Origin of the sequence: Shewanella sp. SM32 (assembly GCF_025654235.1) — a bacterium.
In the GTDB taxonomy this organism is placed as follows: domain Bacteria; phylum Pseudomonadota; class Gammaproteobacteria; order Enterobacterales; family Shewanellaceae; genus Shewanella; species Shewanella oncorhynchi.
The window spans coordinates 94914-121829 of sequence record NZ_JAKKRO010000005.1; the positions used below are offsets into that span (position 1 = coordinate 94914).

A 26916-nucleotide genomic window follows, 5' to 3' on the forward strand; every position below is an offset into this window, starting at 1 on the left:
ACGCTGGAACTACATCATTATAAAATTCGACAGACCTACAATAGAAAAGAGCACCTTAGATGCTCTTTTTATTTGGATAAGGTCCTTAAAACTAGCTGATTCTAATCGGAATAGATAGAACCTGAGTCACTGACCCATTAGGGGTTTCAACCTCAACAATAAGAGTACCTGCATTAGGTTGCTCTTCACCTTTCAGTGTCACACTAAACTCACGTCCCGCGTTATAGTTACTACTTGGCCAAATATATTGAGCACTGCTAGCAACAGAACCTGCGCTTGCTTTAAATCTAACAATACTACCAGCAGGCATTTGTTGGTTATGTAAGTCAGATATAGTGAAATAAACAGTAGCGGCATCTTTACCTATTAAGTCAATACGTTGGTCTTTGCTGATGCTGTAACTATCGTCGATAAGCACATCAGCAATCGGAGTCGCATAAGCAGTACTTCCTGACATGACAATCACTAAACTGCCTCTCACATATAGTGATTTTGAATCTGTAATACCATCAGCACAAGCAGCATGTGCAGGCTCAGAGCAGAGTACACCGTTATATTTACTATCTTTTATATCAAAAACACCATTAGAATTAAAATCAATTAACTCTTCTAATTCCCCACCAATTTGTCCACCCGCTTGCTGAGGATTAAAAATGCCATCTTCATTATAATCATTGAAAGCATCATCCAAATCAAATGGCTTACCACTTACATCTTTTTGAGTTAAAAATGCTGTTGCTTCAGAAGAATCAAAGCGACCATTGCCATTAAGATCTGGGAAGGATTCTTCGCCAATCGCAGTAGCAGTAATAGTTGCTCGACCACCATATTTCTGGCCATAATAATTACCTAAATTAGGCGCAAGTGTCGCAATAGGATTGCGAATTAATGCGCCTGTTGCGTCAATAAGAGACTGCCCTTCAGGCCTAGTTAACTGACTCGTCCAAACAACACTACATGTACCTTTAACAGTCTGACAAGCATCTTCAATAGAGCCACCTTCAGTGGTAAAAGATACTGTTGTGCCATCTGGAACAGGGTTATTGAATGCATCGGCTAGGCGTGCAGTAACGGTCACTTTGGTGCCATCAACGTTCCAACCTTCAGCATTGAGTACTGTTGCAGAAAGTGAAAAACTGTCTTGATCGGGTATCCCTGTCGAGATGATGAGCTGACTTGATTGACTTGAAATAACTGGCGAAGAGCCAGCAATAGTGCCTGTTACTCTTACCGAAGTAGCAACAGTCCCTGTTCTTACAACTGTCTGAACAATGCCTTGATTGTTAGTCGTTGCACTTGATGGGTCAAGCACTATGCCTCCCGTCGTAGTGTTCAAACTAAAGTTAACTAACTGGTTACTTACCGGATTACTATTTGTGTCAAGTACCTTAAATTTAACTTCAGAAGATTCTGAGCCACCTGTACCTAAAATGGCGATATTTTGCGGTGTCGCAGACATAAATATAATGCTTCCCACGTTAGCAGGAAGTACTTTAATAGTGCCCGTAGCTGAAAGATTTAATCCACCTGCGTTAGCAGTAACATTAATAGGATCATCTCCAACGCAGCCCTTTGCAAGGTAAGTCGTTGTAGCTACGCCATTCACAGAGGGTACGGGTGAACTTATTATGGCTTCTGGTGATGATTTAGTTGAACAGGCCGATGAAAACTTAACATCCACAGGTTGGGTAAAAGGCTTACCTTGATCGTCCTGGATAACGACAGAAATAGTCGCGGTGCCACCTGCAGTTAAATCACTTGAACTAACACTTGCTTTACCAGCAACAAAAGGACTTCCACTACCCATGACTACATTTGTAGCACCAACCACCACTACTGTATTACCTTTTTCACCACTAGCTAAAGAGGCAACGATAGTTCCTGCACCTAACGTATTACCAGCATAAATATCAACACTAGCCTTTCCCTGACTATTTGTTACAGCAGTTTTGATAGGAAGGTCCCCAATATCATTGTCAAAGGTCACTATCGTGGGTTTATTAATGCCGGTGATAGTAGCAGTTAACTTACCTGGATTTAAGGATGTAATAGTTTGAATAGGTAAGCCTGTAATATCAGTTAAGGCTAAATTAACTTGTGCACCTCCACCCGCTTCACCGCCATCACCTTTCATCACAAAACCAATTTTCCCAGACTCCCCAGTATCAACTTTGCCAGTGACAGTACCTGCACCCGCAATAGTTGCTGTATTTAAAATAATAGTAGCAACACCTTCGGTATTCGTTAATGCCGTTGCCGTACTAGGATCAAAAGACCCAATATTAGAATTACTCAGAGTAAAAGTAACTAATTCACCAGCCAAGGAACCGAGTTTCGAATCAACAACTTTAGCTGATACTGTGGCAGGTGCTAAAGCAGAAATATCCGTATTAGTAATACTCAGAGTGACAGTGACGACACTTGGCGTCGGCGGAGTACCGGAACCATCATCAGAGATACTGCCCCCACCACCACATGCTGATAATAAAAGCGAACACAATCCTGCGAGAAAAACCTTATACGCTGACTTCATTGTCAGGCTCCCTGTTACTCTGATGATAATACCTAAGCGAGACGCTTATTACTTATAGGCTAACATTACACAATTTTCACGCAACTTTCCCATAACTATCTTATTTTATTTCGCAAATCTGATAAATACTTTAACATTAATTGTCATTTCATCTTCACGATTTTCTTGCTAGTCTTGTGAGCGCCAAAAAATAGAATGTATAAAAAACACACAGGATTCTCTATGGCAATTTCTATAAAAAATAAACTCGGCCTTACAAGTAAAATTCTGATCGGTATGGGAACAGGTATTGCTTTAGGCCTCATTCTCCGCAATGCCTTTCCAGAAAGCGATATAGTAAAAGATTATATTACTGAAGGTTTCTTGCATGTTATCGGTACTATCTTCATCTCCAGCTTAAAAATGTTAGTCGTTCCTTTAGTCTTTATTTCATTAGTTTGCGGAACTTGCTCACTGAGTGAACCTTCAAAATTAGGCCGCTTAGGGGGGAAAACCCTCGCCTTCTATTTATTCACAACCGCCATTGCCTTAGTGATTGCGATTGTCAGCGCAGTCCTTATACATCCTGGAAACGCCTCACTGGCGTCAGAAAAAATGGAGTACGTCGCAAAAGAAGCCCCAAGTCTTGCTGATGTGCTGATAAACATAGTGCCTACCAATCCGATGCAGGCATTGAGCGAAGGTAATATGCTGCAAATTATTATTTTTGCGGTCATTTTTGGCTTTGCTATTGCCCATATTGGTGAGCGCGGCAAACGTATTGCGGCGTTGTTTGAAGATTTAAATGAAGTCATCATGCGTGTCGTGACACTGATCATGCAACTCGCGCCTTATGGTGTGTTTGCGCTGATGGCAAAACTTGCATTAACACTCGGTTTAGAGACCTTTGGTAGTGTGGTTCAATATTTCTTCGTGGTCTTAGGTGTATTACTGGTCCATGCGTTTATCGTTTATCCAATCCTTTTAAAACTTTTCTCAGGCCTCAACCCCTTAATATTCATTCGTAAAATGCGCGATGTGCAGTTGTTTGCTTTTTCAACCGCCAGTTCAAATGCCACTTTACCCATTACCATAGAAGCGTCTGAACATAGATTAGGTGTCGATAATAAAATCGCCGCTTTTACGCTACCGTTAGGCGCTACCATTAATATGGATGGCACAGCAATCATGCAAGGCGTTGCCACTGTGTTTATTGCGCAGGTTTTTGGCATTGAGCTCTCACTAACCGATTATGCCGTTGTTGTTGTGACAGCCACGTTAGCATCAATTGGTACCGCGGGTGTTCCAGGTGTCGGACTTATCATGCTGGCCATGGTGTTAAATCAAGTTGGCTTACCAGTGGAAGGGATTGCCCTGATTATCGGTGTCGATCGCTTACTCGACATGGTACGTACTGCTGTAAACGTCACTGGTGATTGCGTAGCAACTGTAATTATTGCTAAATCAGAGGGCGAATTTAACGAGCAAGTGTTTAACAACACTCAAGCGGGTAAAGTTGCTAGAAGTTTTGATGAGCAAGTTCATCATTTAAATAAATCGAACTAAACCTCACAAAGACCAAAATGACGCCCAGCTTCAGTGTTGGGCGTTTTTGTTTGAACGCAATACAGTTAACATGTCTATTGTTAGCAAAATGTGAACGCACCAATAGTACGGAAGTTTGTTTTTAGATACATTATGTTTACTATTTTAATACGTTTAATGGGAGGGGTATAAATGTGGTGGAGAAGTCTTTGGATCCTGATTGCATGCTGGTTATTGAGTGCCCACTTCGTACGTTACGAACAAATTAACTTTGCTATTCCTTTTGCACTTGCGCCTTTGGTCTTATTTTTTAACTCAGTTTACTTACTTCGTTTATTACAAATTTTATTATTTATAAGTGTCTTTGCCGTATGGGGCGTCACAACCATTGAAGCGATACATCTGCGATTAGCGCAAGAAATGCCTTGGTTGAGATTGTCTTTTATCATGATGGCGGTGATGTTATTTACCTTAGGCGCGATTATGTGTGGCAACGGCATTTTGCGGATCAGAAAACAAAAATCGCCTTGGGGAAATTCCCCGATACGCTAACACTTTAACGGAAAAACCTTCTTATTCAACAATTAATTAGTACTTATTTTGACCACAAGTTCAACTCGGTCAGCAAAGGTTAAGTTCAACTAAGATATGCTGATCCTCTATTTGGTTATCAGTGTGATTTTGCGTAGACTAGTTTGCTAAAGCTTTAGCTCATACACTTTAAGGCATTATATTATGAGAATTTTGGTTGTTGAAGACGATCCTATTTTATCCCACCACTTAAAAGTGCAATTAAGCGATCTCGGCAATCAAGTTCAAGTGGCACTGACTGCCAAAGAAGGTTTTTATCAAGCCACTAATTATCCCATAGATGTCGCCATTGTCGATTTAGGGCTACCCGATCAAGATGGTATTAGCTTAATTCAACAACTCCGTGAAGCGGGTCTTAAAGCACCGATATTAATTCTCACGGCACGAGTTAATTGGCAGGATAAAGTTGAAGGCCTAAACGCCGGAGCCGATGACTATTTAGTGAAACCCTTTCAAAAAGAAGAGCTTGTCGCAAGGCTTGATGCCTTAGTGCGCCGTAGCGCAGGTTTTGTTAAACCCGTGATTTGCAGTGGAGAATTGAAACTCGATCTCGCCGCCAAACAAGTCACTCTGGGTGACGAAGTCATGGAGGTCACTGCCTTTGAATATTTAATCCTCGAATATTTGATGCGCCATTGTCATGAGGTTGTCGCCAAGCAACGTTTACTCGATGTGATTTATGGTGATAAGGAAGGCGATCCCAATACGATTGAAGTCATGGTCAGCCGCCTGCGTAAAAAACTGACCCGCGATGGTATCGATAACCCCATAGTGACCATCCGCGGCCAAGGATATAAATTTAACCTGCCATGCAATTAAGATTAAAATTCAAGAAACGTCTGCTGACACGGATGTTTCTCACCTCGCTATCAATTATTACCTTAGTGGGTTTTGGTCTCGCATGGATGGTTAATATTCTGCATGCGCAAAATAGTTATAACGAAGAAACTGCCCAACTCATTGCCGAAATTCCCCAAGTCGCCGCCGAATTACGGGAGCACGATCTTATCCCCGATACCAGTGCTTGGTTAGAAGAAAATAATAAACAAGAGCGCTATGTAATAGCGAGTTGCGATGACAAATTTAAGCAGGTTTGGACCTCATCCCTCGCAGTAGATCGTGGCTTATTTGATACCTGTGAGCGTTTTAACGAAATCCGTAACGACTCCCCGCCCTACTACCTCACCATGGCTGACGACAGAGGTTATTTCGTCTATTTGCTCGCGGTCGAAATTGCCAGTGTGCATTACAACCTCCTCGTCATGAAAGATGCCGCCAAACTGGAGCAAGAATACAGTAAGTTCAGTAAACGTACTTATATTCGTTTAGCTATGGTATTGGCCTTAGCCTTAATTCTATTGGTCAGCGCCGCCTATTGGGGCATGCGTCCCTTGGTACGGATGCAAAATGAACTGCAATCAATTAACCAAGGTAAGAGTAAATCACTTTCTGAGGGCTATCCTGTTGAACTTGAAGGCGTAACGCAAGCACTCAACCAGATGTTGCAACAATCTAGTGCCCAACAACAGCGCTATCAAAATGCTATGAATGACTTGGCACACAGTCTTAAAACCCGCTTAGCCGCCGTGCATGCCATTACAGATGACGCCAGTTTGAGTAAACAATCGGCGAGCGAAAAGATCATGGAACAAGTCAGCCAAATGGATCAGCTGGTCAAATACCAATTAAAACGGGCCATGTTAGGCCGACAAGGCCTGAAGCAAGAACAAACTGTTATTGCGCCCTTAGTCGATCAATTAGCACAAATGTTGTTTAAAATTTATCGAGAAAAACAAGTGCAGTTTTCAGCCAACATCTCCCCCTCATTGATGTTCCCCGGCAACAAGGGCGACTTAATGGAGCTTTGTGGCAACCTTATGGAAAATGCTTTCCGCCTGTGTATCAGCCAAGTGCATGTATCGGCTAAAATTAACTCACAAGGTGAGTTTGAACTCATTGTTGAAGATGATGGCCCAGGTGTTGAAGAAAGCTTAAGACAGAAGATTATCCAACGTGGTGTGCGTGCCGATACCCAGTCCCCAGGGCAAGGGATCGGATTAGCTGTCTGTGATGAAATCGTTCACAGCTACGGTGGCAGCTTAAAAATTGAAGAAAGTCGCTTAGAAGGGGCGCTCTTTAGGATCCGTATCCCAGTGTAAGAAACTGGGATACTATCAGGCAATCACCGCATATAGCTGTTCGGCTCGATTAAACATGATCCAAGAAGTGGCAATATATTTGTCACCACTCACAGGTTTATTTCCCCGATGTGAATGAGTAAATCCCGCAGGCGCTATCACCATAGTGCCTTTTTTAGGGGAGATTTTACGCTGTTGATAATAAAATTCGGTTTCGCCGCCCTCTTCCACATCATTTAAATAAAACATATAGAGCACGACGCGATGCAGAGCTTCATTGTGGCCATTCTGCGGGAATTGCTCCGAATGCCAATGGGGATAACCGCCTTTATTTTGCTGATACTTTTGAATATTAATACTGCCACTGCGATACAAATACTTCACTAAGCCATCGGCCCTAGGCGCACCCAGCGTCGCAAAATTAGTCGGAGTTAGCGTTACAGGTTGGCCCTGCTCATCACTCACTGACACTGACACCGCCCCCATTAATGCCATTGAATACTTTGTGAAATAATCTACCGCGCCCTTTAAGGTATAACCTAAGAGTTCGTTTCTGATGGGCTGCAGGTCGACGAAACTATCTAAGGTCAAATCGCGGCTGATCTTCTTCTCCAAATCGACGCCATTGCCCGTATGTCCATCAACAACGCCAGCATGTTGCTCAAATGCCAGAATGAGACGGTCACACAAGTCATTCGGCAACGCATTAGGGTATACTTCAATAAAGTCCATACTTCCTCAATGGAGTGGCTACTTTCTAGGCTTACTATGCTGACATGTTAGTTAAGTAATTGTAAAGCAGCATCATTGAGATAAAATAACCCACATTACGCTTCACGATAACAAGAATATGAAAAAAAGCTGTAAAGTTTCAGTCCATCAACTTCAAGTCGGCAACTTTGTGCGTTTGCCCGTGGCTTGGAAAGATCATCCCTTTTTATTCAGTAGCTTTCATATTAAACAAGCTGCGCAAATCGAGTTGATTAAAAATCTGGGCATCGAACATGTCATCGTCGATTTAGAACGCAGCGACGTCGCCCCGATACATGCTGATGCGGTCAACCCTATCAAATTGCCGCCAAGTGCTGAAATCAATGTGCTTAAAAACGACATGGATCAATACAAGGCTGAGCAAATCGAAGTGCAAAAAAAATTACGCCGTGACATTAATAAAACTGAGCAAAATTTTACCCGCTCAGTAGCCATGATGCGCAGCCTCATCTCTAAGCTACGTAATCGCCCCTTAAATGCGGTCGATGACGCCAAAGATTTGGTCCACACCATAGTCGAACAGCTGCTCAACTCAGATAACTTAGTGCTGCATTTGATGAGTGATGCTAAGCAGGATGAAAGCATTTACTACCACTCCTTGAATGTTGCGATCCTCTCTATGCTGATCGCCAAAGAAATGGAATGGGATAGAAGTGAAATCGAAACGGTCGGTCTCAGTGCCCTGTTTCACGACGTGGGTAAATTAAAAATCCCACCACAAATTCTAAAAAAATCGACACCTTGGTCAGCACCAGAGCTTAATTTTATCAAACAGCATCCATTACTTGGGATTGAACTGCTCAAATTAGCCGATAATTTTCCCCAAGCAGCCTTACCTGCAATCACCAATCACCACGAGTTTCTCGATGGCAGTGGTTATCCCAAAGGCCTAAAGGAAGAGGCTCTCGATAAGGTATCGCAACTGATTGCGGTAGTGAACGAATATGACTCCTTGTGTTACCCAAGCCAACAGGGCAAAGCCAGAATGCCCTACGCCGCACTGGGGCATTTGTATAAGCAATATAAAACTAAGCTAAATCAAGAGTATATTGGCAAGATGATCAAGATGCTGGGCATTTACCCCCCCGGCAGTGTAGTGGAATTATCCAGCGGTCAATATGCCATGGTGATGTCGGTTAACTTAACTAAACTGCTATGCCCTAAGATATTGGTTTACGATGCGTTAGTTCCTAAAGACCAAGCGCCTATCGTTGATTTAGAGATTGAAGGGATCAGCATAGTGCGTTGCTTACCACCTGCGGCGCTTCCTGAAAAAGTCCACGAGTATTTGAATCCGCGCGAGCGAGTGAGTTACTACTTTGGCGGCGATAGTCGTAAGTAGTTGATTAAGAAACTGGCTTAACGATTATGTCTAACGAGCTTCACTCATTTAAACAAAGTCATCGAGTCTCACTCATTGAATAAAAGTCATTGAATGAACATGATTAATAAAAGTGATAACAATAAGGGTCGAATATTGCATTCGACCCTTATTGTTAATTCGAGAAATAAACACAGCTCGTGCCAGGCTTATAACCAATGCTTACGTTTAAAGAAGAAGTAAGTACCTGCGGCACTGGCTAACATCATCACAATCGCCATAGGGTAACCGTATTGCCACTCAAGCTCAGGCATGCTGGTAAAGTTCATCCCATAACTACTGGCAATCAAGGTCGGTGGTAGAAACACCACAGCGGCAACCGAGAAGATTTTGATGATTTTGTTCTGTTGCAGACCACTGAAACCCATGGCCGCATCGAGCAGAAAGTTTAACTTATCGAAAATAAACTGACTGTGGGGCATCAGCGACTCGATATCCGACAACATTTCCCGCAAGTCCTTTAAATGTTCATCGGATAACTGGCCACGATAATAACGCTGCATATAACGCAGTGAACGCTGAGTATCGAGCAAACTTAATCGGATTTTACCATTAGAGTCTTCTTGCAGAGTGATAAGTTTAAATACATCGTCAAGTTCATCGTTATCAAATACTTGCTCACCGACATTTTCAAGTACAGTGTAAACGTCTTCAATTAAGTCAGATAGATAATCCACTTTCAGATTAAATAATTCGAGAAACAATTCCTGCGGTGTCGATACTTCTAACCGTCCCAAACGCAAGTAGTTACGCAGTAAACGGATAAGACCTACGTCTTCTTCACGAATTGTCAGTAAAAAATTGCTACGAAGGTTAAAGGAAACGTTAACGCCGCGCACATCTTGGCCGACACGCTGTGGGAATAACGAATTAATATGCAAGCCGTCACTGTTTTGATAAAAACGTGCTGAGGCCTCAATTTCATTGATATCTTCTTCGTCAGGCACTTCTTCAACAGAAAAATGACTTAACCACTCTCGCTCCTCATCATCGGGTTTATACAGATCTAACCAAATGGTCGACGCGGGAATACTGTCCAGTATGCCGAGCTCTGTCACAGTAAGGTGACGATTATCATAGACATAAGCAGTAATCATTTGTCCTCCTGAAAAAAAACTTAAGTTAACGATTCCACTTAAGTGCAGGCTAAAAAATTGTCGCTAGTTTACCGCATAAGTTGGCAATGAAAAGGCGTGCAAGGTAATTTAGTAAAATAAATATGCCTTAATCGGTTTCGATAATTGCCAACCGTTCTTGGGTCGAAAAGCGAATATGTATGCCATCGATAGTGACCATTTTCGAGTCTGAGATATCCCCTTTTCGCACACGATACTCGCCGTTATTGTCGGCATTCGGTGACACAATTCTCACAGTGACAATTCTATGCTGATCGCGCCAATACCAAACACTGTAACTCAGTAGGCTAAATCCAATCACCACAAACACACCCGTCAACAGGTATCGACGCCACAGCGGTTCACTAAAACGCTTTGAACTGAGATTAACAGCCAGAGGTTCAATCTGACGCTTGCGTTTCACCAGTAAAAACCAAGCGCCAGCAATGACTAAGACTGTTAGTAAAATTTTAATGAGCATGGCTCTTTCCTCTGATAAACGTCCGCTTGTGCTCAATGGTCTCGATCAAGTGAGCAGCAATCTTGCATTGGCCCTTCAATGCCACACAAGTTAGCGCATTATACGCAGACTTATGTGGATAAACTGTCTTTGGGATCAAGCTTAAAGTGCACGGTCAAATAGATAAGGCGAATGTATGAGCCACACACATACACATACACATACACAAAGCAGAACGTTGAAACAGAGTACAACAGACTTATGACAGGGCGAAAACACTGCGGGACCCATACCTAAAATTGATTGCTACAGATCACAATACTCAACATAAGTAAGTACCTGAAATTAAAAATCTTCAAATCCCTTCGCCATCCGCTGAATTTGTGCCAAAGGAACGCCGTGGCGATTACGTTTCGCGCATTCCTGCTGATGAGCCAGACTGCTTGGTTCACCCACAAGCACAATTCGAACTTGATAACCTAAGGCTTTTGCCGCCGCTTCATAGGCCATGTATTCCCAGTGGCACAGATTGGTATTATCACAAATCACCACGGGCTCGCTTGAAGAAAGTGCCTGAATAAACCCCGCCAAATTACATTGATGAAACTCAGGTAATTTCTTGGCATCGAAACGATATTCATCTTCATGGTAGAAAAAACTATCGGTCGAAAATACGCCACGTTGCCGCACGCCAATGGCTTTTTCTAAAGGAAGGGACAGAATGTAAGTTTCAACCCAATGTGACTTACCACTGCCCGGTAAGCCACGCATTATAATCGCAACTTTTTCGCTCATGTGTTCGACTCACTGCCAATCACTAGACCCGCTAAAATGGTATCAACCAACTGAGGCACTAACTCCCCCGCTTTTCCTGTGAGGTGATATTGAAACTGACTGTGTCTATCGGGTGCCATCATATTCACTTCGACTGTTTGAGCCCCATGATGGTTAGCTGTATCCACAAAGCCCGCGGCAGGATACACAGTGCCAGAGGTGCCAATGGCAATAAACAAGTCACAGTTATCGAGCGCATCGTGAATTCGATCCATCCCTAAGGGCATTTCACCAAACCACACCACATGGGGGCGTAATCGCTGAGCCGGAATACAACAAGTACAGCAATTATCGATACCAAAGGGCTCACGTAAAATAAAGGTCTGACGCGAGCGCGGACAACGGCCTTTGGATAATTCACCGTGCATATGCAATAGACGGCGCGAGCCCGCACGCTCATGCAGGTCATCAATATTTTGTGTGATGACAAGTAATTGACCTTTAAAGTCCGCTTCCAACTTTGCCAAGGCCACATGCGCTGCATTGGGTTCAACCGTGCCACTGTGCAGTTGCAACCAACGACTATTGTAAAATCGCTCTACCAATTCAGCATCACGCTCATAACCTTCTGGTGTAGCAACGTCTTCAATATGATGCTCTTCCCACAGACCATCTTGATCGCGAAAGGTGCGTAAACCCGACTCAGCAGAGATCCCTGCGCCAGTTAACACCACAATTTGCTGGTACATGCCGATTCCTTATTATTTTATTTATTTGAATTATTCTCACTGACTTTGGCAGCCGTGAATATTATTCCTTGGTATAACCATACAAAAACTATGCTTGAATTGCCGCAAAATATTGTGATTTAACGCCTATTGACACAATTTATCTGCATATCGCCCTAGAAAGCCAGAACAAAGGTTTAAGTTTTCAACCTGAGCACCTATAATGGCAAACACTATCCACGGATGAACCTATTGGTTCTGCAATCAAGAGATTAGCAATGACAGATGGAAATCAAGCGCTAAAAAAAGCGGGTTTGAAAATTACCCTGCCACGAGTCAAGATCCTAGAACTGATGCAAGGACCTGAAAACCAACATATCAGTGCAGAAGATTTGTACAAGAAGCTGCTCGATATCGGTGAAGAAATTGGTCTAGCCACCGTCTACCGTGTGTTAAACCAATTTGATGATGCAGGTATTGTCAGTCGCCATCATTTTGAGAGCGGTAAAGCCGTTTTCGAACTATCGACTCAGCATCATCATGATCACTTAGTTTGCCTCTCGTGTGGCAAAGTGATTGAGTTTTCAGATGAAGTCATCGAACGTCGTCAAGATGAAATTGCCATGAAACACAACATTAAGCTGACTAATCACAGCTTATATTTGTACGGCACTTGCACCAACGATACCTGTGAGCATAACGACGCCTAAGTCGGCCATTGCGTTTATAAAGCATTAAGCAAAAAACCAGCCTAAGGCTGGTTTTTTATTGGATGATGTTTATGGGTAAACCGCTATAACACCTTGGCGTAGATATTCACTTTATGGCCCATAAACTCATTTTGCTCACGCCAATGCATGCCCACACGCTTAGCCACACCTTCAGAACCGAGATTCCCTGCTAAGATAAGTGCAATCGTCTGGTCAATGCCAAAACGTTTAAATTCAGCTAATGCAGCAAATGCGGCCTCAGTACCAATTCCAGTTCCCCAATACTCAGGGAAATAACGATAACCCAGTTCGACTTCGCTGAATTCTGGAATAAATTTCGGACCGCAAAAACCAATCACCCGCTTATCGGCTTTATGCTCTACCGCCCAACGGCCAAAACCATGTTGCTGATAATCGACTGTGATCACCTTGTGAAACAACTCAACCGCCTGCTCGCGAGCTGTAAATGCCGCGGTGGGAATGTATTTCAGCATCGCGGGATTACTGTTCATCAAATAAAGCGCTTCACAATCTTGCTCAGTAAATGGTCGAATAATTAACCGTTCAGTTTGGGTTATCATCTTTGCTCCTTCAAAAATGGCACTTAAAAATCAACCAATGGTTCGCTTAAAGTGCACTGGCGTAACGTCAACGACACTACGCCAATACCTCAAGCTTAACGGTGGAAATCACCACTGCGTTCAGGCTGATACAGGATTTCCTCAATACGCACTTTTACCATAGAACCACCCGGACCTGGCCATTCAATTTCATCACCTTGAGAGAGCCCTAATAATGCGCTGCCCACCGGCGCCAAAATAGAAATCGTGCCCGCGCCGTTCACGTCTTTTGGATACACTAAACGTAAACAGAAAGTCTCATTACTGGATGAAACGCTAAACTTCACTTCTGAATTCATGGTCACCACATTCGCGGGCACCTGTGATGCAGGCACAATATCGGCTCTGTCTAATTCAGCCTCCAATGCCGCTTTGCCCGGAAACGCATTTGCCGGCAGTGACTCCAATAATCGCTCTAGTCTTTCTAAGTCAATTTCCGAAATAATGATTTTAGGTGTTTTCACAGTTTTTCCCTCGTAAAAAATGTGATGTTTAAGCCGTTACTGTGGCTAACATCGACTCTGTTGCTTACCCTCCCCCAATGCGATAAGCCCCATAAAACAAATACGCTCGCAACGATAGACTGCAACCGTGTTAAATAAATTTGAGTTCAAGATTTTTTGCAGAACAGCACTGAAGCCATAAGCACTTAGCTCATGGTTAATGGCTCTACTCACATTATCCTCGCCAATGACGCAGACGAGCGCGTAGTAGAGAAGCATCAATCTAACCCGTAGAAGAAAAAATATCTAGTCTTCATGGTGTTAGCTCAATCCCATTCCTGTCATTTACTGCGATTCGCTGCCGAAATTACAGCCAATAAAAAAGGCGCCTTAGGCGCCTTTTTTATTCGAAAGGTTAGCTTACCAACCTGTACGAATACGCAGCGCTTTGCCGATATCAGCAAGCGAGCGGACAGTTGTCACGCCCGCTGCTTCTAATGCAGCAAATTTGTCTTCTGCAGTACCTTTACCGCCAGCGATAATCGCGCCAGCATGGCCCATACGCTTACCAGCAGGTGCAGTGACACCCGCAATATAAGACACAACAGGCTTAGTCACGTGTGCTTTAATGAAAGCCGCCGCATCTTCCTCAGCGTTACCACCGATTTCACCGATCATAACGATCGCTTCAGTCTGTGGATCGTTTTGGAACATTTCCAGTACATCAATGAAGCTAGTACCTGGAATTGGGTCACCACCAATACCTACACAAGTAGATTGGCCGAAACCTTCATCCGTCGTTTGCTTAACCGCTTCATAAGTCAGAGTACCTGAACGAGAAACGATACCCACTTTGCCTTTTAAGTGGATGTGACCAGGCATGATGCCGATCTTACATTCACCTGGGGTGATAACACCTGGGCAGTTAGGGCCGATCATGCGAACGCCAGTTTCTTCAAGCTTCACTTTAACTTGCAGCATGTCCAGTGTAGGAATGCCTTCAGTGATACAAACGATAAGCTCGATGCCACCGTCGATAGCTTCAAGAATGGCATCCTTACAGAACGGAGCCGGTACATAGATCACAGAAGCAGTTGCGCCAGTCGCAGCCACAGCGTCTTTCACAGTGTTGAACACTGGCAGACCTAAGTGAGTTTGACCACCTTTACCAGGAGACACACCACCCACCATTTGCGTACCGTAATCGATAGCTTGTTGTGAGTGGAATGTACCTTGACCGCCAGTGAAACCTTGGCAAATTACCTTGGTATCTTTATTGATTAAGACAGACATTATTTGCCCTCCGCAGCTTTAACTACTTGCTCAGCCGCGTCAGTTAGACTGGTAGCTGCAATGATATCTAGACCTGATTTAGCTAATACTTCACGGCCAAGTTCAGCGTTAGTACCTTCTAAACGAACCACAACAGGTACTTTAACGCCCACTTCTTTAACAGCGCCGATAATACCTTCTGCGATCATGTCACAACGTACGATACCGCCGAAAATGTTAACCAGAACCGCTTTCACATTGCTGTCAGACAGAATGATTTTGAATGCTTCTGCTACACGTTCTTTCGTCGCGCCGCCGCCTACGTCTAAGAAGTTCGCTGGCTTGCCACCGTGCAAGTTAACGATATCCATAGTACCCATCGCCAGACCTGCACCGTTCACCATACAGCCAACGTTACCGTCTAATGCAACGTAGTTCAGCTCGAACTTAGCAGCGTGAGCTTCGCGGGCATCATCCTGTGATGGATCGTGCATGCCTTTGATTTTTGGTTGACGATAAAGTGCGTTACCGTCGATACCGATTTTACCGTCTAGGCAGTGTAGGTTGCCTTCAGTGGTAATAACCAGTGGGTTGATTTCAAGCAATGCGAAATCATGATCAACGAACATAGTCGCCAGACCCATGAAAATCTTAGTGAACTGCTTCATTTGAGTTGGGTTTAAACCTAACTTGAAGCCAAGATCACGTGCTTGATAACCTTGTGGGCCAGTCAAAGGATCGATGATTGCAGTGTGGATGAGTTCTGGCGTTTCTTCTGCCACTTTCTCAATTTCAACACCACCTTCAGTCGACGCCATGAACACAACACGACGAGTCGCGCGGTCAACAACGGCACCTAAGTACAGTTCGTTAGCAATGTCGGTACAGCTTTCTACTAAAATTTTAGCAACTGGCTGGCCTTTCTCATCAGTTTGATAAGTCACCAGATTTTTGCCTAACCAGTGTTCGGCAAAGGCTCTGATTTCTTCTTTATCGCCAGTGACTTTAACGCCACCTGCTTTACCGCGGCCGCCTGCGTGTACTTGACACTTAACAACCCATAAATTTCCGCCAATATGGCCTGCCGCTTCTACAGCTTCTTGGGCTGTATCACATGCAAAACCTTCTGACACTGGTAAACCATATTCGGCAAATAAGGATTTTGCCTGATACTCATGCAAATTCATGATGATCTATCCGTATACTTCTAATCAAATCCAACTGGCCCGTTTGGGCCAGTCACGAGGGTATGTCTGGCTATTTCTTTAAGCGCAATCTCTTATCGAGTTGTGTTACAGATCAAGCAGCAGACGAGTTGGGTCTTCTAGGAAGTCTTTAATCGCAACCAAGAAACCAACAGACTCACGGCCATCAACAATACGATGGTCATATGAGAGTGCTAGGTACATCATGGGCAGGATTTCAACCTGACCATTGACTGCCATTGGGCGATCTTTAATGGCATGCATGCCTAAAATCGCACTTTGTGGCAGGTTAAGGATCGGTGTAGACATCAGTGAACCGAAAACACCACCGTTAGTCACAGTGAAGTTACCGCCAGTCATGTCAGCCACAGTCAGCTTACCGTCACGGCCTTTAAGGGCTAAGTCACGAACTGCTTTTTCGATTTCAGCTAAGTTCATGGTATCAGTGTCACGTAACACTGGTGTTACCAGACCACGTGGTGTTGATACTGCGATGCTGATGTCGAAGTAGTTGTGATAGACGATATCATCGCCATCAATAGACGCGTTGACTTCTGGGAAACGTTTCAGCGCTTCAGTCACGGCTTTGATGTAGAAAGACATAAAGCCTAAACGAATACCGTGGCGCTTTTCAAAGATATCTTGGTATTGCTTACGGATATCCATGATGGGCTTCATGTTCACTTCGTTAAACGTCGTGAGCATAGCGGTAGAGTTTTTCGCTTCTAACAAGCGGTTTGCGATTGTCTTACGCAGACGTGTCATTGGCACGCGCTTCTCGCTACGGCCAGCCGCTAACGGAGCTACAGCAGGTGCTGCTGGCGCCGCAGCTTTAGGGGCAGACTTAACAAAGGCTTCAACGTCTTCTTTAGTAATACGACCACCCACACCAGTGCCTTTTACTTTGCTGGCATCAACATTGTGCTCTGCCAGTAAACGGCGAACAGATGGGCTTAACGCATCACTGCTTTCATCGCTGGTTTCAGCTGCAGGCGTTGCCGCTTCAGCTTGTGCTTTAGTGACTTCTTTGCCCGATACAGCACCGGCGATGAATTTAGCGATCACTTGTTCACCCAGAACAGTGGCGCCTTCTTCAAATAAGAACTCGCCAATGTGGCCATCTTCTGGCGCAACCACTTCAAGAACCACTTTATCGGTTTCAATATCAACCAGGTTTTGATCACGAGAAACTTGCTCGCCCACTTTCACATGCCAAGTGGCAATCGTGGCATCGGCAACAGATTCTGGTAGTACGGGTACCTTGATTTCGATACTCATGAAAAACTATCCTTTTATAAAATGTCTATTACTACAGTGAGATTGTAAGTTTCAGGGCACTGTTCACTAAAGATTCTTGCTGATGTGTGTGCAACTCAGGGTAACCACACGCTGGTGCAGCTGACGCTTCACGACCAGCATAAGTTAACTGTGCACCTGCAGGAACCGCGGCCCAGAAATGGTGTTGACTAGAGTACCAAGCACCTTGGTTCTGTGGCTCTTCCTGACACCAAACAAAATCTTTCACATGTTGGTAATCAGCCAAAGCAACGATCATTTCATCATGTGGGAACGGATATAACTGTTCGACACGGATTAACGCTACGTTAGTGATATTTTCTTTACGACGTTTTTCCAGCAGCTCGAAGTAAACCTTACCACTGCAGAAGACAACTCGGTCAACCTTGCTTGCTTCCAACGTATCGATTTCACCGATTACATTTTGGAAACTGCCATTGGCTAATTCTTCCAAGCTTGAAACCGCTAATGGATGACGTAGTAATGACTTAGGCGACATAACGATAAGTGGTCGACGCATAGGGCGCACCACTTGGCGGCGCAACATATGGTAGACCTGTGCAGGTGTTGAAGGCACACACACTTGCATATTGTGGTTAGCACACATCTGCAAGAAACGCTCTAAACGGGCGCTTGAATGCTCAGGGCCTTGACCTTCATAGCCATGGGGTAACAACATAGTCAGACCACATAAACGGCCCCACTTCTGCTCACCCGATGACAAGAACTGATCGATTACCACTTGGGCACAGTTAGCAAAGTCACCAAACTGCGCTTCCCAAATAGTCAATCCGCCGGGTTCTGCTGTGGCATAACCATACTCAAACGCCAGTACTGAGGCTTCAGATAATACTGAGTCAGTAATATCAATTGGGCCTTGTTCATCAGCAATATTGCGCAGTGGCATGTAAGTCGTGCCATCGTTTTGATTGTGCAATACAGCATGACGATGGAAGAAAGTACCGCGGCCAGAATCCTGACCTGTAATACGTACACGCTTGTTGTCTTCCAGAATTGAGGCATAAGCCAGCGTTTCTGCAAAACCCCAATCGAGTGGCTTCTCGCCTTTTGCCATCGCTAAACGGTCACTATAAATCTTAGCAACCCGTGATTGCAATGGATGACTTTCAGGTACATAGCTCAGTTTGTCAGCCAGACTTTGTAAACGCTCAGCCGACATAGAGGCTTGATACGCTTCGTCCCACTCACGACCGATATACGGAGTCCAGTCAACAGAATGCAGCGTCATTGGGCGCCATTCTTTAACCACACAATCACCTTGATCTAATGCATCACGGTAATTATTGATAAGACCAGTCACATCATCAGCTGCCATCACGTTTTCAGCGATTAGCTTGTCTGCATAAATCTTACGTGGCGTTGGGTGTTTCTTGATCTTGGCATACATCAGCGGCTGAGTTGCACTTGGCTCATCGGCTTCGTTATGGCCATGACGGCGATAACAGACCAATTCAACCACCACATCACGTTTGAACTCGTTACGATAATCAACGGCTAACTGCGACACAAAAGCAACGGCTTCGGGATCATCAGAGTTAACGTGGAAAATCGGTGCCTGAACCATCTTAGCGATGTCAGTACAGTATTCAGTCGAACGAGTGTCCGCATGGTTAGACGTCGTGAAACCCACTTGGTTGTTCACTACGATGCGAATACTGCCGCCGACTTTAAAGCCACGGGTTTGAGACATGTTGAATGTCTCTTGTACTATCCCTTGACCCGCAATGGCAGAGTCACCATGAATAGTAATAGGCATGACTTGCAAGCCATCCTTACAACCACGACGGTCTTGACGGGCACGTACAGAACCGATGACCACAGGGTTAACGATTTCAAGGTGCGATGGGTTAAAGGCCAATGCTAAATGCACATTGCCGCCCGGCGTTTCAAAATCAGAGGAGAAACCTTGGTGGTACTTAACGTCACCAGAACCGTGGGTATCAGCATGCTTACCTGCGAACTCGTCAAACAGTTCAGCTGGACGCTTACCTAATACGTTCACTAACACGTTCAGACGACCACGGTGAGCCATACCGACAACGATTTCTTTAGTACCGGCTTCACCTGCACGATAAATAATTTCGCGCATCATAGGCACTAACGCATCACCGCCTTCTAACGAGAAACGTTTCGCACCAGGGAATTTAGCACCTAAGTATTTTTCAATACCTTCTGCGGCGTTAAGGCCTTCAAGAATGCGTGTCTTAACACTTTTATCGTAGTTAGCTTTACCTAAGGAAGGTTCGAGACGTTGTTGGATCCAGCGTTTTTCATCGGTATCGGTAATGTGCATATATTCAGCACCGATAGAACCACAGTAGGTGGCTTTCAGCGCTTTTACCAAATCCGCGAGCTTCATGGTTTCGCCACCATGAGCAAAAGAACCTGTATTAAACTCACGTTCCATGTCTTCTTTAGTCAAGCCGTGGAAGGCAGGATCTAAATCAGCTACGGGTTCACGTTTCCACAGTTCGAGGGGATCAAGATTAGCCCCTTGGTGACCACGGAAACGATGGGCGTTAATTAATTGCAGGACTTTAACTTGCTTAGCATCCATTTCAGGATCCGTCACACGAGCCGAGCTCTTATGGCGACCTTCTAACGCTAAACTGCGAAAATAATCACGTACTTTTGAGTGAGCAGCTTCAGGCGCATCAACAGAGGCACCGTTCACAGGAGGGAGATTATCAAATACCGCACGCCAATCATCAGCGACTGACTGTGGGTCTTCTTGATAGGCTTCATACATCTCTTCTACGTAGGTCGAATTTGCACCACTTAAGTGAGATGATTCGAGCCAGGCTTTCATGATGCCTTGGTGCATTTCTATTCCTTTCAAACTTTATACACGTGCTTAGCCATAGTATTAAATATGCAGTCTGTAGAGATTACCTTCGACGCATAATTTCTGCCGCCCCTAGATGTCCAGATATACGGCGCGTTGTCTTCCATTACATACGCAAAAGAGTCACCTTCTGCTACCAGAAAGTGACTCTTCAAGAGCTATATTATTATTGGTTTCAGCTCGGGTTCTCGCATTACACTGCTCGCTTCAACAGCATGGACTTAATATGACCAATTGCTTTAGTCGGATTAAGACCTTTTGGACAAACGTCAACGCAGTTCATGATGCCATGGCAACGGAACACGCTATAGGCGTCGTCCAGCTCAGATAAACGTTCTTCTGTAGCTGTATCGCGACTGTCGATCAAGAAACGATATGCGTGAAGCAGACCGCTTGGACCGATAAACTTATCAGGATTCCACCAGAATGATGGGCAAGCCGTAGAACAACAGGCACACATAATACATTCGTACAAACCATCTAAATGAGCACGCTCTTCAGGGGATTGTAAGTGTTCACGAGCAGGTTGTTTCTCATCATTGATGAGGTAAGGCTTGATCTTCTCATACTGCTTATAGAACTGAGTTAAATCAACAACTAAGTCACGAACAACTGGCATACCTGGTAATGGACGTATTTCTAATTTCTTACCTTTAAAGGTTGAAATTGGGGTAATACACGCCAGACCATTCTTACCATTCATGTTCACGCCGTCTGAACCACACACGCCTTCACGGCATGAGCGACGGAATGACAAAGTCGGATCTTGCTCTTTCAACTTGATCAGTGCATCGAGCACCATCATGTCAGAGCCTTCAGCCACTTCTAAGCTGTAATCCTGCATATACGGTTTAGTATCTACGTCAGGATTGTAGCGATAAACTGCAAATGTCAATTTCATCTTTGCAACTCCTAGTAGGTACGTTTCTTCGGCGGGAATGCTTCACGTAACTTAGGTGCCATGTTCACTGCACGACGATCCATCGTTTCAGTGATTGGGTCAAATAAGCTGTGGCATAACCAGTTCTCATCATCACGCTCTAAATAATCTTCACGTGAGTGAGCACCGCGGCTTTCAGTACGGAAGTTAGCCGCATAAGCCGTGGCGATTGCCGTTGCCATCAAGTTATCTAACTCTAAACATTCAATACGTTGAGTATTGAATTCACGAGAGTTATCAGACAATTTAGCATTTGCAAGACGTTCACGAATCACTTTCAACTGCTCTAACCCTTCAGCCATAGCATCGCCACGACGGAATACAGAGAAGTTTAATTGCATACACAGTTGCAGATCCTTACGGATTTGCGCTGGATCTTCGCCATCTTTGTTGCTTTCCCAACGATTCAGACGCGCCAGAGAAGCTTGAATATCTGCATCACTTGCGTCTTTTGGATCGTCAGTCTCATCCAAAGCTTTACCTAAATGCTGACCCGCTGCGCGGCCAAAGACCACTAAGTCAAGCAGTGAGTTACCACCTAAACGGTTTGCACCATGTACAGATACACAGGCAATCTCACCCACAGCGAACAGACCAATAACATCTTGTTCAGTGCCGTCTTCATTCTTACGAATAACTTGACCACTGACCTTAGTTGGTAGGCCGCCCATCATATAGTGACAGGTTGGTAGTACTGGAATTGGACCATCGGCTGGATCGATATGGGCAAAAGTACGAGACAATTCACACACGCCTGGTAAACGTGCTTCTAATGTTTCTTTACCTAAGTGATCAAGCTTGAGCAAACAGTGTGGGCCTAATGGACCGTCTAAACCACGACCTTCGCGGATTTCAGTCATCATAGAACGTGCTACCACGTCGCGTGATGCCAAATCTTTCGCGTTAGGGGCATAACGCTCCATGAAACGCTCGCCGTCTTTGTTCAGCAGATAACCGCCTTCACCACGACAACCTTCAGTCACAAGTACACCCGCGCCGGCGATGCCAGTTGGGTGGAATTGCCACATTTCCATGTCTTGCATTTGCACGCCAGCACGCATTGCCATACCTACGCCGTCACCGGTGTTGATATGCGCGTTAGTCGTCGAAGCGTAAATACGCCCTGCACCACCCGTCGCAAGAATCGTTGCTTTAGCTTTGAAATAAACGATATCGCCCGTTTCAATTTCAATCGCAGTACAACCCACAACGGCGCCATCATCGTTTTTAACGAGATCTAATGCATACCATTCTGAGAAGACTTGCGTCTTATGCTTAACGTTTTGTTGATATAAACAGTGAAGCAAAGCATGACCAGTACGGTCGGCAGCTGCCGCAGTACGCGCAGCCTGCTCGCCACCAAAGTTCTTAGATTGACCACCAAATGGACGTTGGTAAATCGTACCATTTTCGAAACGAGAGAAAGGCAAACCCATTTGCTCAAGTTCAATCACGGCTTCAGGACCGGTTTTACACATGAACTCGATCGCTTCTTGGTCACCGATAAAATCGGAACCTTTCACGGTATCGTACATGTGTTGTTCCCAATGATCTTCATGGGCGTTACCTAACGCAACAGTGATACCACCCTGCGCAGATACGGTATGAGAACGGGTTGGGAATACTTTTGATAAAAGCGCGCAGCTTTTACCTTCTTTGGAAATCTGCAGCGCTGCACGCATACCAGCGCCACCGGCACCGATCACTACAGCATCAAATTCGCGTACTGGAATACTCACTTAGACACCCCACACAATAACAATGCCGGCCGCTAAATAACAAAATACGGTAACGACAAAGGTGAACTGTAAAACACCACGTAACGACGTGCACTTAACGTAATCTGTCAGCACTTGCCATACACCAATCCAAGCATGTACTAATAAGGCTACCAGCGTCAGAAGTGTAAACACTTTCATTGGCAGAGCACTAAATAGGCCATGCCAGACGTCGTAGGTGAGAGGGGAACTACATGCAATAAAGCCAACCAAGAAAATGGTGTAACAGGCGAGGATCACTGCACTAGCGCGTAGTAGAATATAGTCATGAACACCACTGCGTCCAAAACTTGCTGCATTGGTTACCATACCCAGATCCCCGCTATGATTGAAAAGGCTACCGTTAAGGCAAATACAGCTTTCGCTGATGCGGCACCCGATGACAATTCTTCCCAACGACCGGTATCCATTACTAAGTGGCGCAGGCCACCAAACAAGTGATACGCCAGTGCAGTCATAATGCCCCACAGGATAAACTTCATCACGAAGTTATCGAATAGAGACTGTACGCCAGCGAAACTTTCAGCTGATGCTAAAGATGAATTTAGCAACCAAATGAGAATGCCAACTGCGAACAGCATGATGACACCGGAAACACGGTGAAGAATTGACACAATCGCTGTTGCAGGAAAGCGAATGGTCTGCAGATCTAAATGGACAGGTCTTTGCTTTTTCACGTTCTGCTCACTCAGCTCCATTGAGCATTTTTTTTGTTATGTGAACCGCTTTTGTACAAACTTTAAACAGGAGGTTGATCACTGCAAAAGTAAACACAAAAGCAAAGTTTAAACAAACAGTTAACTATCTGAGCACGCACTCATTTAACATGTAAACAAAGGGTGCTTTATAATCGTTGTTTGCGGCCCTTATTGGGCGAGGCAAGTATACTCGCGGCAAATGTCAAATACAAACATCACAGAATGCAAATTATGTTTTTTTGACTATTTTTTACTGTAAGTGCCAGTTACAAATAGAAAAGTAAAGGCTTTTATACCATGGTCTAACAAATTTAAACGCTTATTTAAATTGAAATGTGATCTAGAATGGCTGTAAAGTAATGGCGGTTTGACATGCCGCACTCACAGATAAGAACTAAGTAAGGAGAACGGGGTATGGCTGATTTAAAAGCCAAATTAGAATTACCAGGGAACGACTCGATAGAATTGCCAGTAAAGCAGGGAACCGCTGGTTTTGACGTAATCGATATCAGTAAACTTGGCAGCAAAGGTTACTTTACTTTTGATCCAGGTTTTCTTGCGACTGCCTCCTGTGAATCTGCAATTACCTATATTGATGGTGATCTGGGTATATTGTTACACCGTGGCTATCCAATCGATCAACTTGCCGTTGACTCCGATTACCTAGACCTGTGTTATTTGCTGCTTTACGGTGAACTACCGACCAAAGCGCAATATACTGAGTTTGTACATACAGTTAAAACCCACACTATGGTTCACGAGCAGCTAGCCTTCTTCTTTAGAGGTTTCCGTCGTGATGCTCATCCTATGGCCATGTTATGTGGTGTGACGGGTGCATTATCTGCATTTTACCAAGACTCTCTGGATGTTAACGATCCACGTCACCGCGAAATCGCCGCTTATCGCTTAGTCTCAAAAATGCCTACGATAGCAGCCATGTGCTACAAGTATTCTTCAGGCCAGCCATTCGTGTACCCACGTAATGACTTAAGCTATGCAGGCAACTTCTTAAGCATGATGTTTGCTGTACCGTGCGAAGAATACGTCGTGAACCCTATTGTTGAACGTGCAATGGACAGGATCTTCATTTTACATGCAGATCATGAGCAAAATGCATCGACTTCAACAGTACGTTTAGCCGGTTCTTCAGGTGCAAACCCATTTGCGTGTATCGCAGCGGGTATCGCATCTCTTTGGGGCCCTGCACACGGCGGCGCTAACGAAGCCTGTTTGCAAATGTTAGAAGAAATCGGTTCAGTAGACCGTATTCCTGAATTCATTGAACGCGCTAAAGATAAAAATGATCCTTTCCGTCTGATGGGCTTTGGACACCGTGTTTACAAAAACTTTGACCCACGAGCCAAAGTGATGCGTGAAACTTGTCATGAAGTGCTGAAAGAACTGAAAGTACAAGATCCACTCTTGGATGTGGCAATGGAGCTTGAGCGCATTGCACTTGAAGACGAATACTTCATTTCTAAAAAGCTGTATCCAAACGTCGACTTCTACTCTGGCATCATTATGAAAGCCATTGGTATTCCAACCAGTATGTTCACTGTGCTGTTCGCACTGGCACGTACTGTAGGCTGGATTGCTCACTGGAAAGAAATGTTAGATCAACCAGGCCACAAAATCAGCCGTCCACGTCAGTTATATACTGGTGAAACTGCGCGTGATTTCGTCGCACAAGACAAACGCTAAGTCCCACGACTTACGCATTAAAAAGCGCCTAAGGGCGCTTTTTTCATTTCAAATAATCCTCTTTTAGACTTCCTTCTCCTGACAAAATACATTGTTGCAATTGCGCACTTGTGTAATCTTAATTAACCGCGTTTAGTTATTCTCATCACTTTTTAAACCTTTTGGCTACATTTGGTAAGAATCACAAATCACACTTAGCCAAAAATACGACTAATAGACTGAAATTAAACAAATTTAAACATTGGCATGGTTTCTGCTATCAACTGGCATCACAATAAAGACAACAGGTAACATTCTTATGGAAAAGTCAAAAATTGCTCAATTCACCCTGCCACTGCTAATGATTTCGATGCTAGCAGCCTGTGGTGAGGAAGAAGTGGTCAAAAAAGAAGAAAAATATGCCATTCCCGTCGAAACCACTACAGTGATGCAAGGAAACGTTTCATCTTTTTACAGTACAACTGCCACCTTAGAAGCGCCACAGGAAGCCAATGTAGTGAGTCGTATATCAGGGCTCATTGAATCTCTCGCTGTTGAAGAAGGTGACCGCGTTCAAAAGGGACAAGTGCTGGCTGTTATTGATGCCAAGAGGCAGCAATATGATTTAGACCGCTCAGAAGCCGAAGTCAAAATCATCGAGCAAGAATTAAATCGTCTGAAGAAAATGAGCAACAGAGAATTTATCAGCGCGGATTCAATGGCCAAACTTGAATATAACTTGCAAGCCGCTATCGCTAAAAAAGATCTCGCTGAACTGCAAGTAAAAGAAAGCCGCGTACTGTCCCCTATCAGCGGTGTAGTTGCTAAACGCTATGTGAAAGCTGGCAATATGGCGAAGGAATTTGGCGACTTGTTTTATATAGTCAACCAAGATGAACTTCACGGTATAGTTCATTTGCCAGAGCAACAGCTTGCGAGCTTAAAACTCGGCCAAGAAGCACAAGTGTTTAGTAATCAACATAGCAAGAATGCTATCCACGCCAAAGTGTTGCGCATAAGCCCGATTGTGGACCCACAAAGTGGCACCTTTAAGGTGACACTTGCTGTGCCGAATCAAGAGGCGCGCCTTAAAGCTGGCATGTTTACCCGAGTTGAGCTCAAATACGACACCCACGAGAACGTGATTACCGTTCCCTACAGCGCCTTGATTAACCAAGACAACAAACAAGCGCTTTATGTTATTGATGGTACCAATGCGAACCGTCGTGAAGTCGAAATTGGCTACCGTGAAGGTGATTCGGTAGAAGTGATTACAGGTATTAATCCCGGTGAACAAGTCGTGACCCGTGGCCAGCAAAACTTGAAAGACCAATCCTTAGTCGAAGTGATCACCCCACTCGATCTTGCTTCCGCTAAGAACTGATAGGAGCCT

At 44.4% G+C, this 26916-nt stretch carries 24 protein-coding genes; 8 read left to right on the forward strand and 16 right to left on the reverse strand.

The annotated features are described in order from the left end of the window. Positions 1-91 precede the first annotated feature (91 nt). The gene (locus tag L5M10_RS03490) at positions 92-2533 is read right to left on the reverse strand and encodes a hypothetical protein (protein ID WP_173244480.1); all 2442 of its coding nucleotides are present in this window, start codon (positions 2531-2533) and stop codon (positions 92-94) included. A gap of 222 nt (positions 2534-2755) precedes the next feature. Between L5M10_RS03490 and L5M10_RS03495 the strand changes: the two genes are divergently transcribed. From L5M10_RS03495 to L5M10_RS03510, 4 genes are all read left to right on the forward strand, one after another. Beyond that, positions 2756-4078 (forward strand): dicarboxylate/amino acid:cation symporter, encoded by a 1323-nt coding sequence (locus tag L5M10_RS03495; protein WP_263254836.1) that lies wholly within the window; start codon positions 2756-2758, stop codon positions 4076-4078. 171 nt (positions 4079-4249) lie between these two features. After that, complete coding sequence (locus L5M10_RS03500) at positions 4250-4609, forward strand: hypothetical protein (RefSeq protein ID WP_105252687.1); 360 nt, start codon at positions 4250-4252, stop codon at positions 4607-4609. 183 nt (positions 4610-4792) lie between these two features. Beyond that, the gene (locus L5M10_RS03505) at positions 4793-5467 is read left to right on the forward strand and encodes a response regulator (RefSeq protein WP_028759714.1); all 675 of its coding nucleotides are present in this window, start codon (positions 4793-4795) and stop codon (positions 5465-5467) included. After that, a complete protein-coding gene (locus L5M10_RS03510; protein ID WP_028759713.1) occupies positions 5458-6807 on the forward strand; it encodes a sensor histidine kinase in 1350 nt (449 codons plus the stop codon). The genes L5M10_RS03505 and L5M10_RS03510 overlap by 10 nt, the downstream gene beginning before the upstream one ends. Before the next feature lie 15 nt (positions 6808-6822). Here the strand turns inward: L5M10_RS03510 and L5M10_RS03515 are convergent, their stop codons facing one another. Continuing rightward, entirely contained in the window at positions 6823-7518 is a 696-nt protein-coding gene (locus tag L5M10_RS03515) for a 2OG-Fe(II) oxygenase (RefSeq protein ID WP_168825391.1), read from the reverse strand. Between the two features lie 118 nt (positions 7519-7636). On the opposite strand from L5M10_RS03515, the gene L5M10_RS03520 reads away from it, so the two are divergent. Further along, on the forward strand, positions 7637-8899 hold the full coding sequence (locus tag L5M10_RS03520; protein WP_028759711.1) for an HD-GYP domain-containing protein: 1263 nt from the start codon (positions 7637-7639) through the stop codon (positions 8897-8899). A gap of 188 nt (positions 8900-9087) precedes the next feature. Here the strand turns inward: L5M10_RS03520 and corA are convergent, their stop codons facing one another. The 4 genes from corA to cobB all read right to left on the reverse strand — a co-directional run bounded on the left by corA (position 9088) and on the right by cobB (position 12036). Next, positions 9088-10035 (reverse strand): magnesium/cobalt transporter CorA, encoded by a 948-nt coding sequence (gene corA / locus L5M10_RS03525; protein WP_028759710.1) that lies wholly within the window; start codon positions 10033-10035, stop codon positions 9088-9090. A gap of 127 nt (positions 10036-10162) precedes the next feature. Further along, positions 10163-10534 carry a hypothetical protein gene (locus tag L5M10_RS03530; protein WP_168825387.1) on the reverse strand — a complete coding sequence of 124 codons (372 nt, stop codon included), beginning with the start codon at positions 10532-10534 and terminating at the stop codon, positions 10163-10165. Positions 10535-10858: 324 nt separating this feature from the next. Continuing rightward, the gene (locus tag L5M10_RS03535; protein ID WP_263254837.1) at positions 10859-11308 is read right to left on the reverse strand and encodes an ATP-binding protein; all 450 of its coding nucleotides are present in this window, start codon (positions 11306-11308) and stop codon (positions 10859-10861) included. After that, the gene (gene cobB, locus L5M10_RS03540; RefSeq protein WP_263254838.1) at positions 11305-12036 is read right to left on the reverse strand and encodes a Sir2 family NAD+-dependent deacetylase; all 732 of its coding nucleotides are present in this window, start codon (positions 12034-12036) and stop codon (positions 11305-11307) included. Before cobB ends, L5M10_RS03535 begins: the two co-directional genes overlap by 4 nt. Positions 12037-12293: 257 nt before the next feature. Here cobB and fur point away from each other — a divergent pair, with 257 nt between their 5' ends. Further along, positions 12294-12725, forward strand: coding sequence for a ferric iron uptake transcriptional regulator (fur, locus tag L5M10_RS03545; RefSeq protein ID WP_028759706.1), 432 nt, complete (start codon positions 12294-12296; stop codon positions 12723-12725). Between the two features lie 83 nt (positions 12726-12808). Here fur and L5M10_RS03550 read toward each other — a convergent pair whose 3' ends face one another. The 10 genes from L5M10_RS03550 to sdhC form a co-directional block, all read right to left on the reverse strand. Continuing rightward, complete coding sequence (locus tag L5M10_RS03550) at positions 12809-13306, reverse strand: GNAT family N-acetyltransferase (protein ID WP_263177229.1); 498 nt, start codon at positions 13304-13306, stop codon at positions 12809-12811. A gap of 95 nt (positions 13307-13401) precedes the next feature. Beyond that, positions 13402-13809, reverse strand: a complete 408-nt coding sequence (gene rnk, locus L5M10_RS03555) for a nucleoside diphosphate kinase regulator (protein ID WP_028759704.1) — start codon at positions 13807-13809, stop codon at positions 13402-13404. 399 nt (positions 13810-14208) lie between these two features. Beyond that, the gene (gene sucD, locus L5M10_RS03560; protein WP_028759703.1) at positions 14209-15081 is read right to left on the reverse strand and encodes a succinate--CoA ligase subunit alpha; all 873 of its coding nucleotides are present in this window, start codon (positions 15079-15081) and stop codon (positions 14209-14211) included. Then, a complete protein-coding gene (gene sucC, locus L5M10_RS03565; protein ID WP_006081976.1) occupies positions 15081-16247 on the reverse strand; it encodes an ADP-forming succinate--CoA ligase subunit beta in 1167 nt (388 codons plus the stop codon). The genes sucD and sucC overlap by 1 nt, the downstream gene beginning before the upstream one ends. Positions 16248-16352: 105 nt before the next feature. Then, the gene (gene odhB, locus L5M10_RS03570; protein WP_006081977.1) at positions 16353-17543 is read right to left on the reverse strand and encodes a 2-oxoglutarate dehydrogenase complex dihydrolipoyllysine-residue succinyltransferase; all 1191 of its coding nucleotides are present in this window, start codon (positions 17541-17543) and stop codon (positions 16353-16355) included. A gap of 31 nt (positions 17544-17574) precedes the next feature. Continuing rightward, positions 17575-20406: a 2-oxoglutarate dehydrogenase E1 component gene (sucA, locus tag L5M10_RS03575; RefSeq protein WP_263254839.1), complete on the reverse strand. Its 2832-nt coding sequence runs from the start codon at positions 20404-20406 to the stop codon at positions 17575-17577. A gap of 214 nt (positions 20407-20620) precedes the next feature. Next, a complete protein-coding gene (locus tag L5M10_RS03580; RefSeq protein WP_028759701.1) occupies positions 20621-21328 on the reverse strand; it encodes a succinate dehydrogenase iron-sulfur subunit in 708 nt (235 codons plus the stop codon). A gap of 11 nt (positions 21329-21339) precedes the next feature. Continuing rightward, entirely contained in the window at positions 21340-23106 is a 1767-nt protein-coding gene (gene sdhA, locus L5M10_RS03585) for a succinate dehydrogenase flavoprotein subunit (RefSeq protein WP_011847025.1), read from the reverse strand. Next, positions 23107-23454 carry a succinate dehydrogenase, hydrophobic membrane anchor protein gene (gene sdhD / locus L5M10_RS03590; protein ID WP_028759700.1) on the reverse strand — a complete coding sequence of 116 codons (348 nt, stop codon included), beginning with the start codon at positions 23452-23454 and terminating at the stop codon, positions 23107-23109. Beyond that, a complete protein-coding gene (gene sdhC / locus L5M10_RS03595) occupies positions 23448-23843 on the reverse strand; it encodes a succinate dehydrogenase, cytochrome b556 subunit (RefSeq protein ID WP_012089416.1) in 396 nt (131 codons plus the stop codon). The genes sdhD and sdhC overlap by 7 nt, the downstream gene beginning before the upstream one ends. Positions 23844-24257: 414 nt before the next feature. Here sdhC and L5M10_RS03600 point away from each other — a divergent pair, with 414 nt between their 5' ends. After that, positions 24258-25544: a citrate synthase gene (locus L5M10_RS03600; RefSeq protein ID WP_105252697.1), complete on the forward strand. Its 1287-nt coding sequence runs from the start codon at positions 24258-24260 to the stop codon at positions 25542-25544. 298 nt (positions 25545-25842) lie between these two features. Then, the gene (locus tag L5M10_RS03605) at positions 25843-26907 is read left to right on the forward strand and encodes an efflux RND transporter periplasmic adaptor subunit (protein ID WP_105252698.1); all 1065 of its coding nucleotides are present in this window, start codon (positions 25843-25845) and stop codon (positions 26905-26907) included. The last annotated feature ends 9 nt before the right edge of the window (positions 26908-26916 follow it).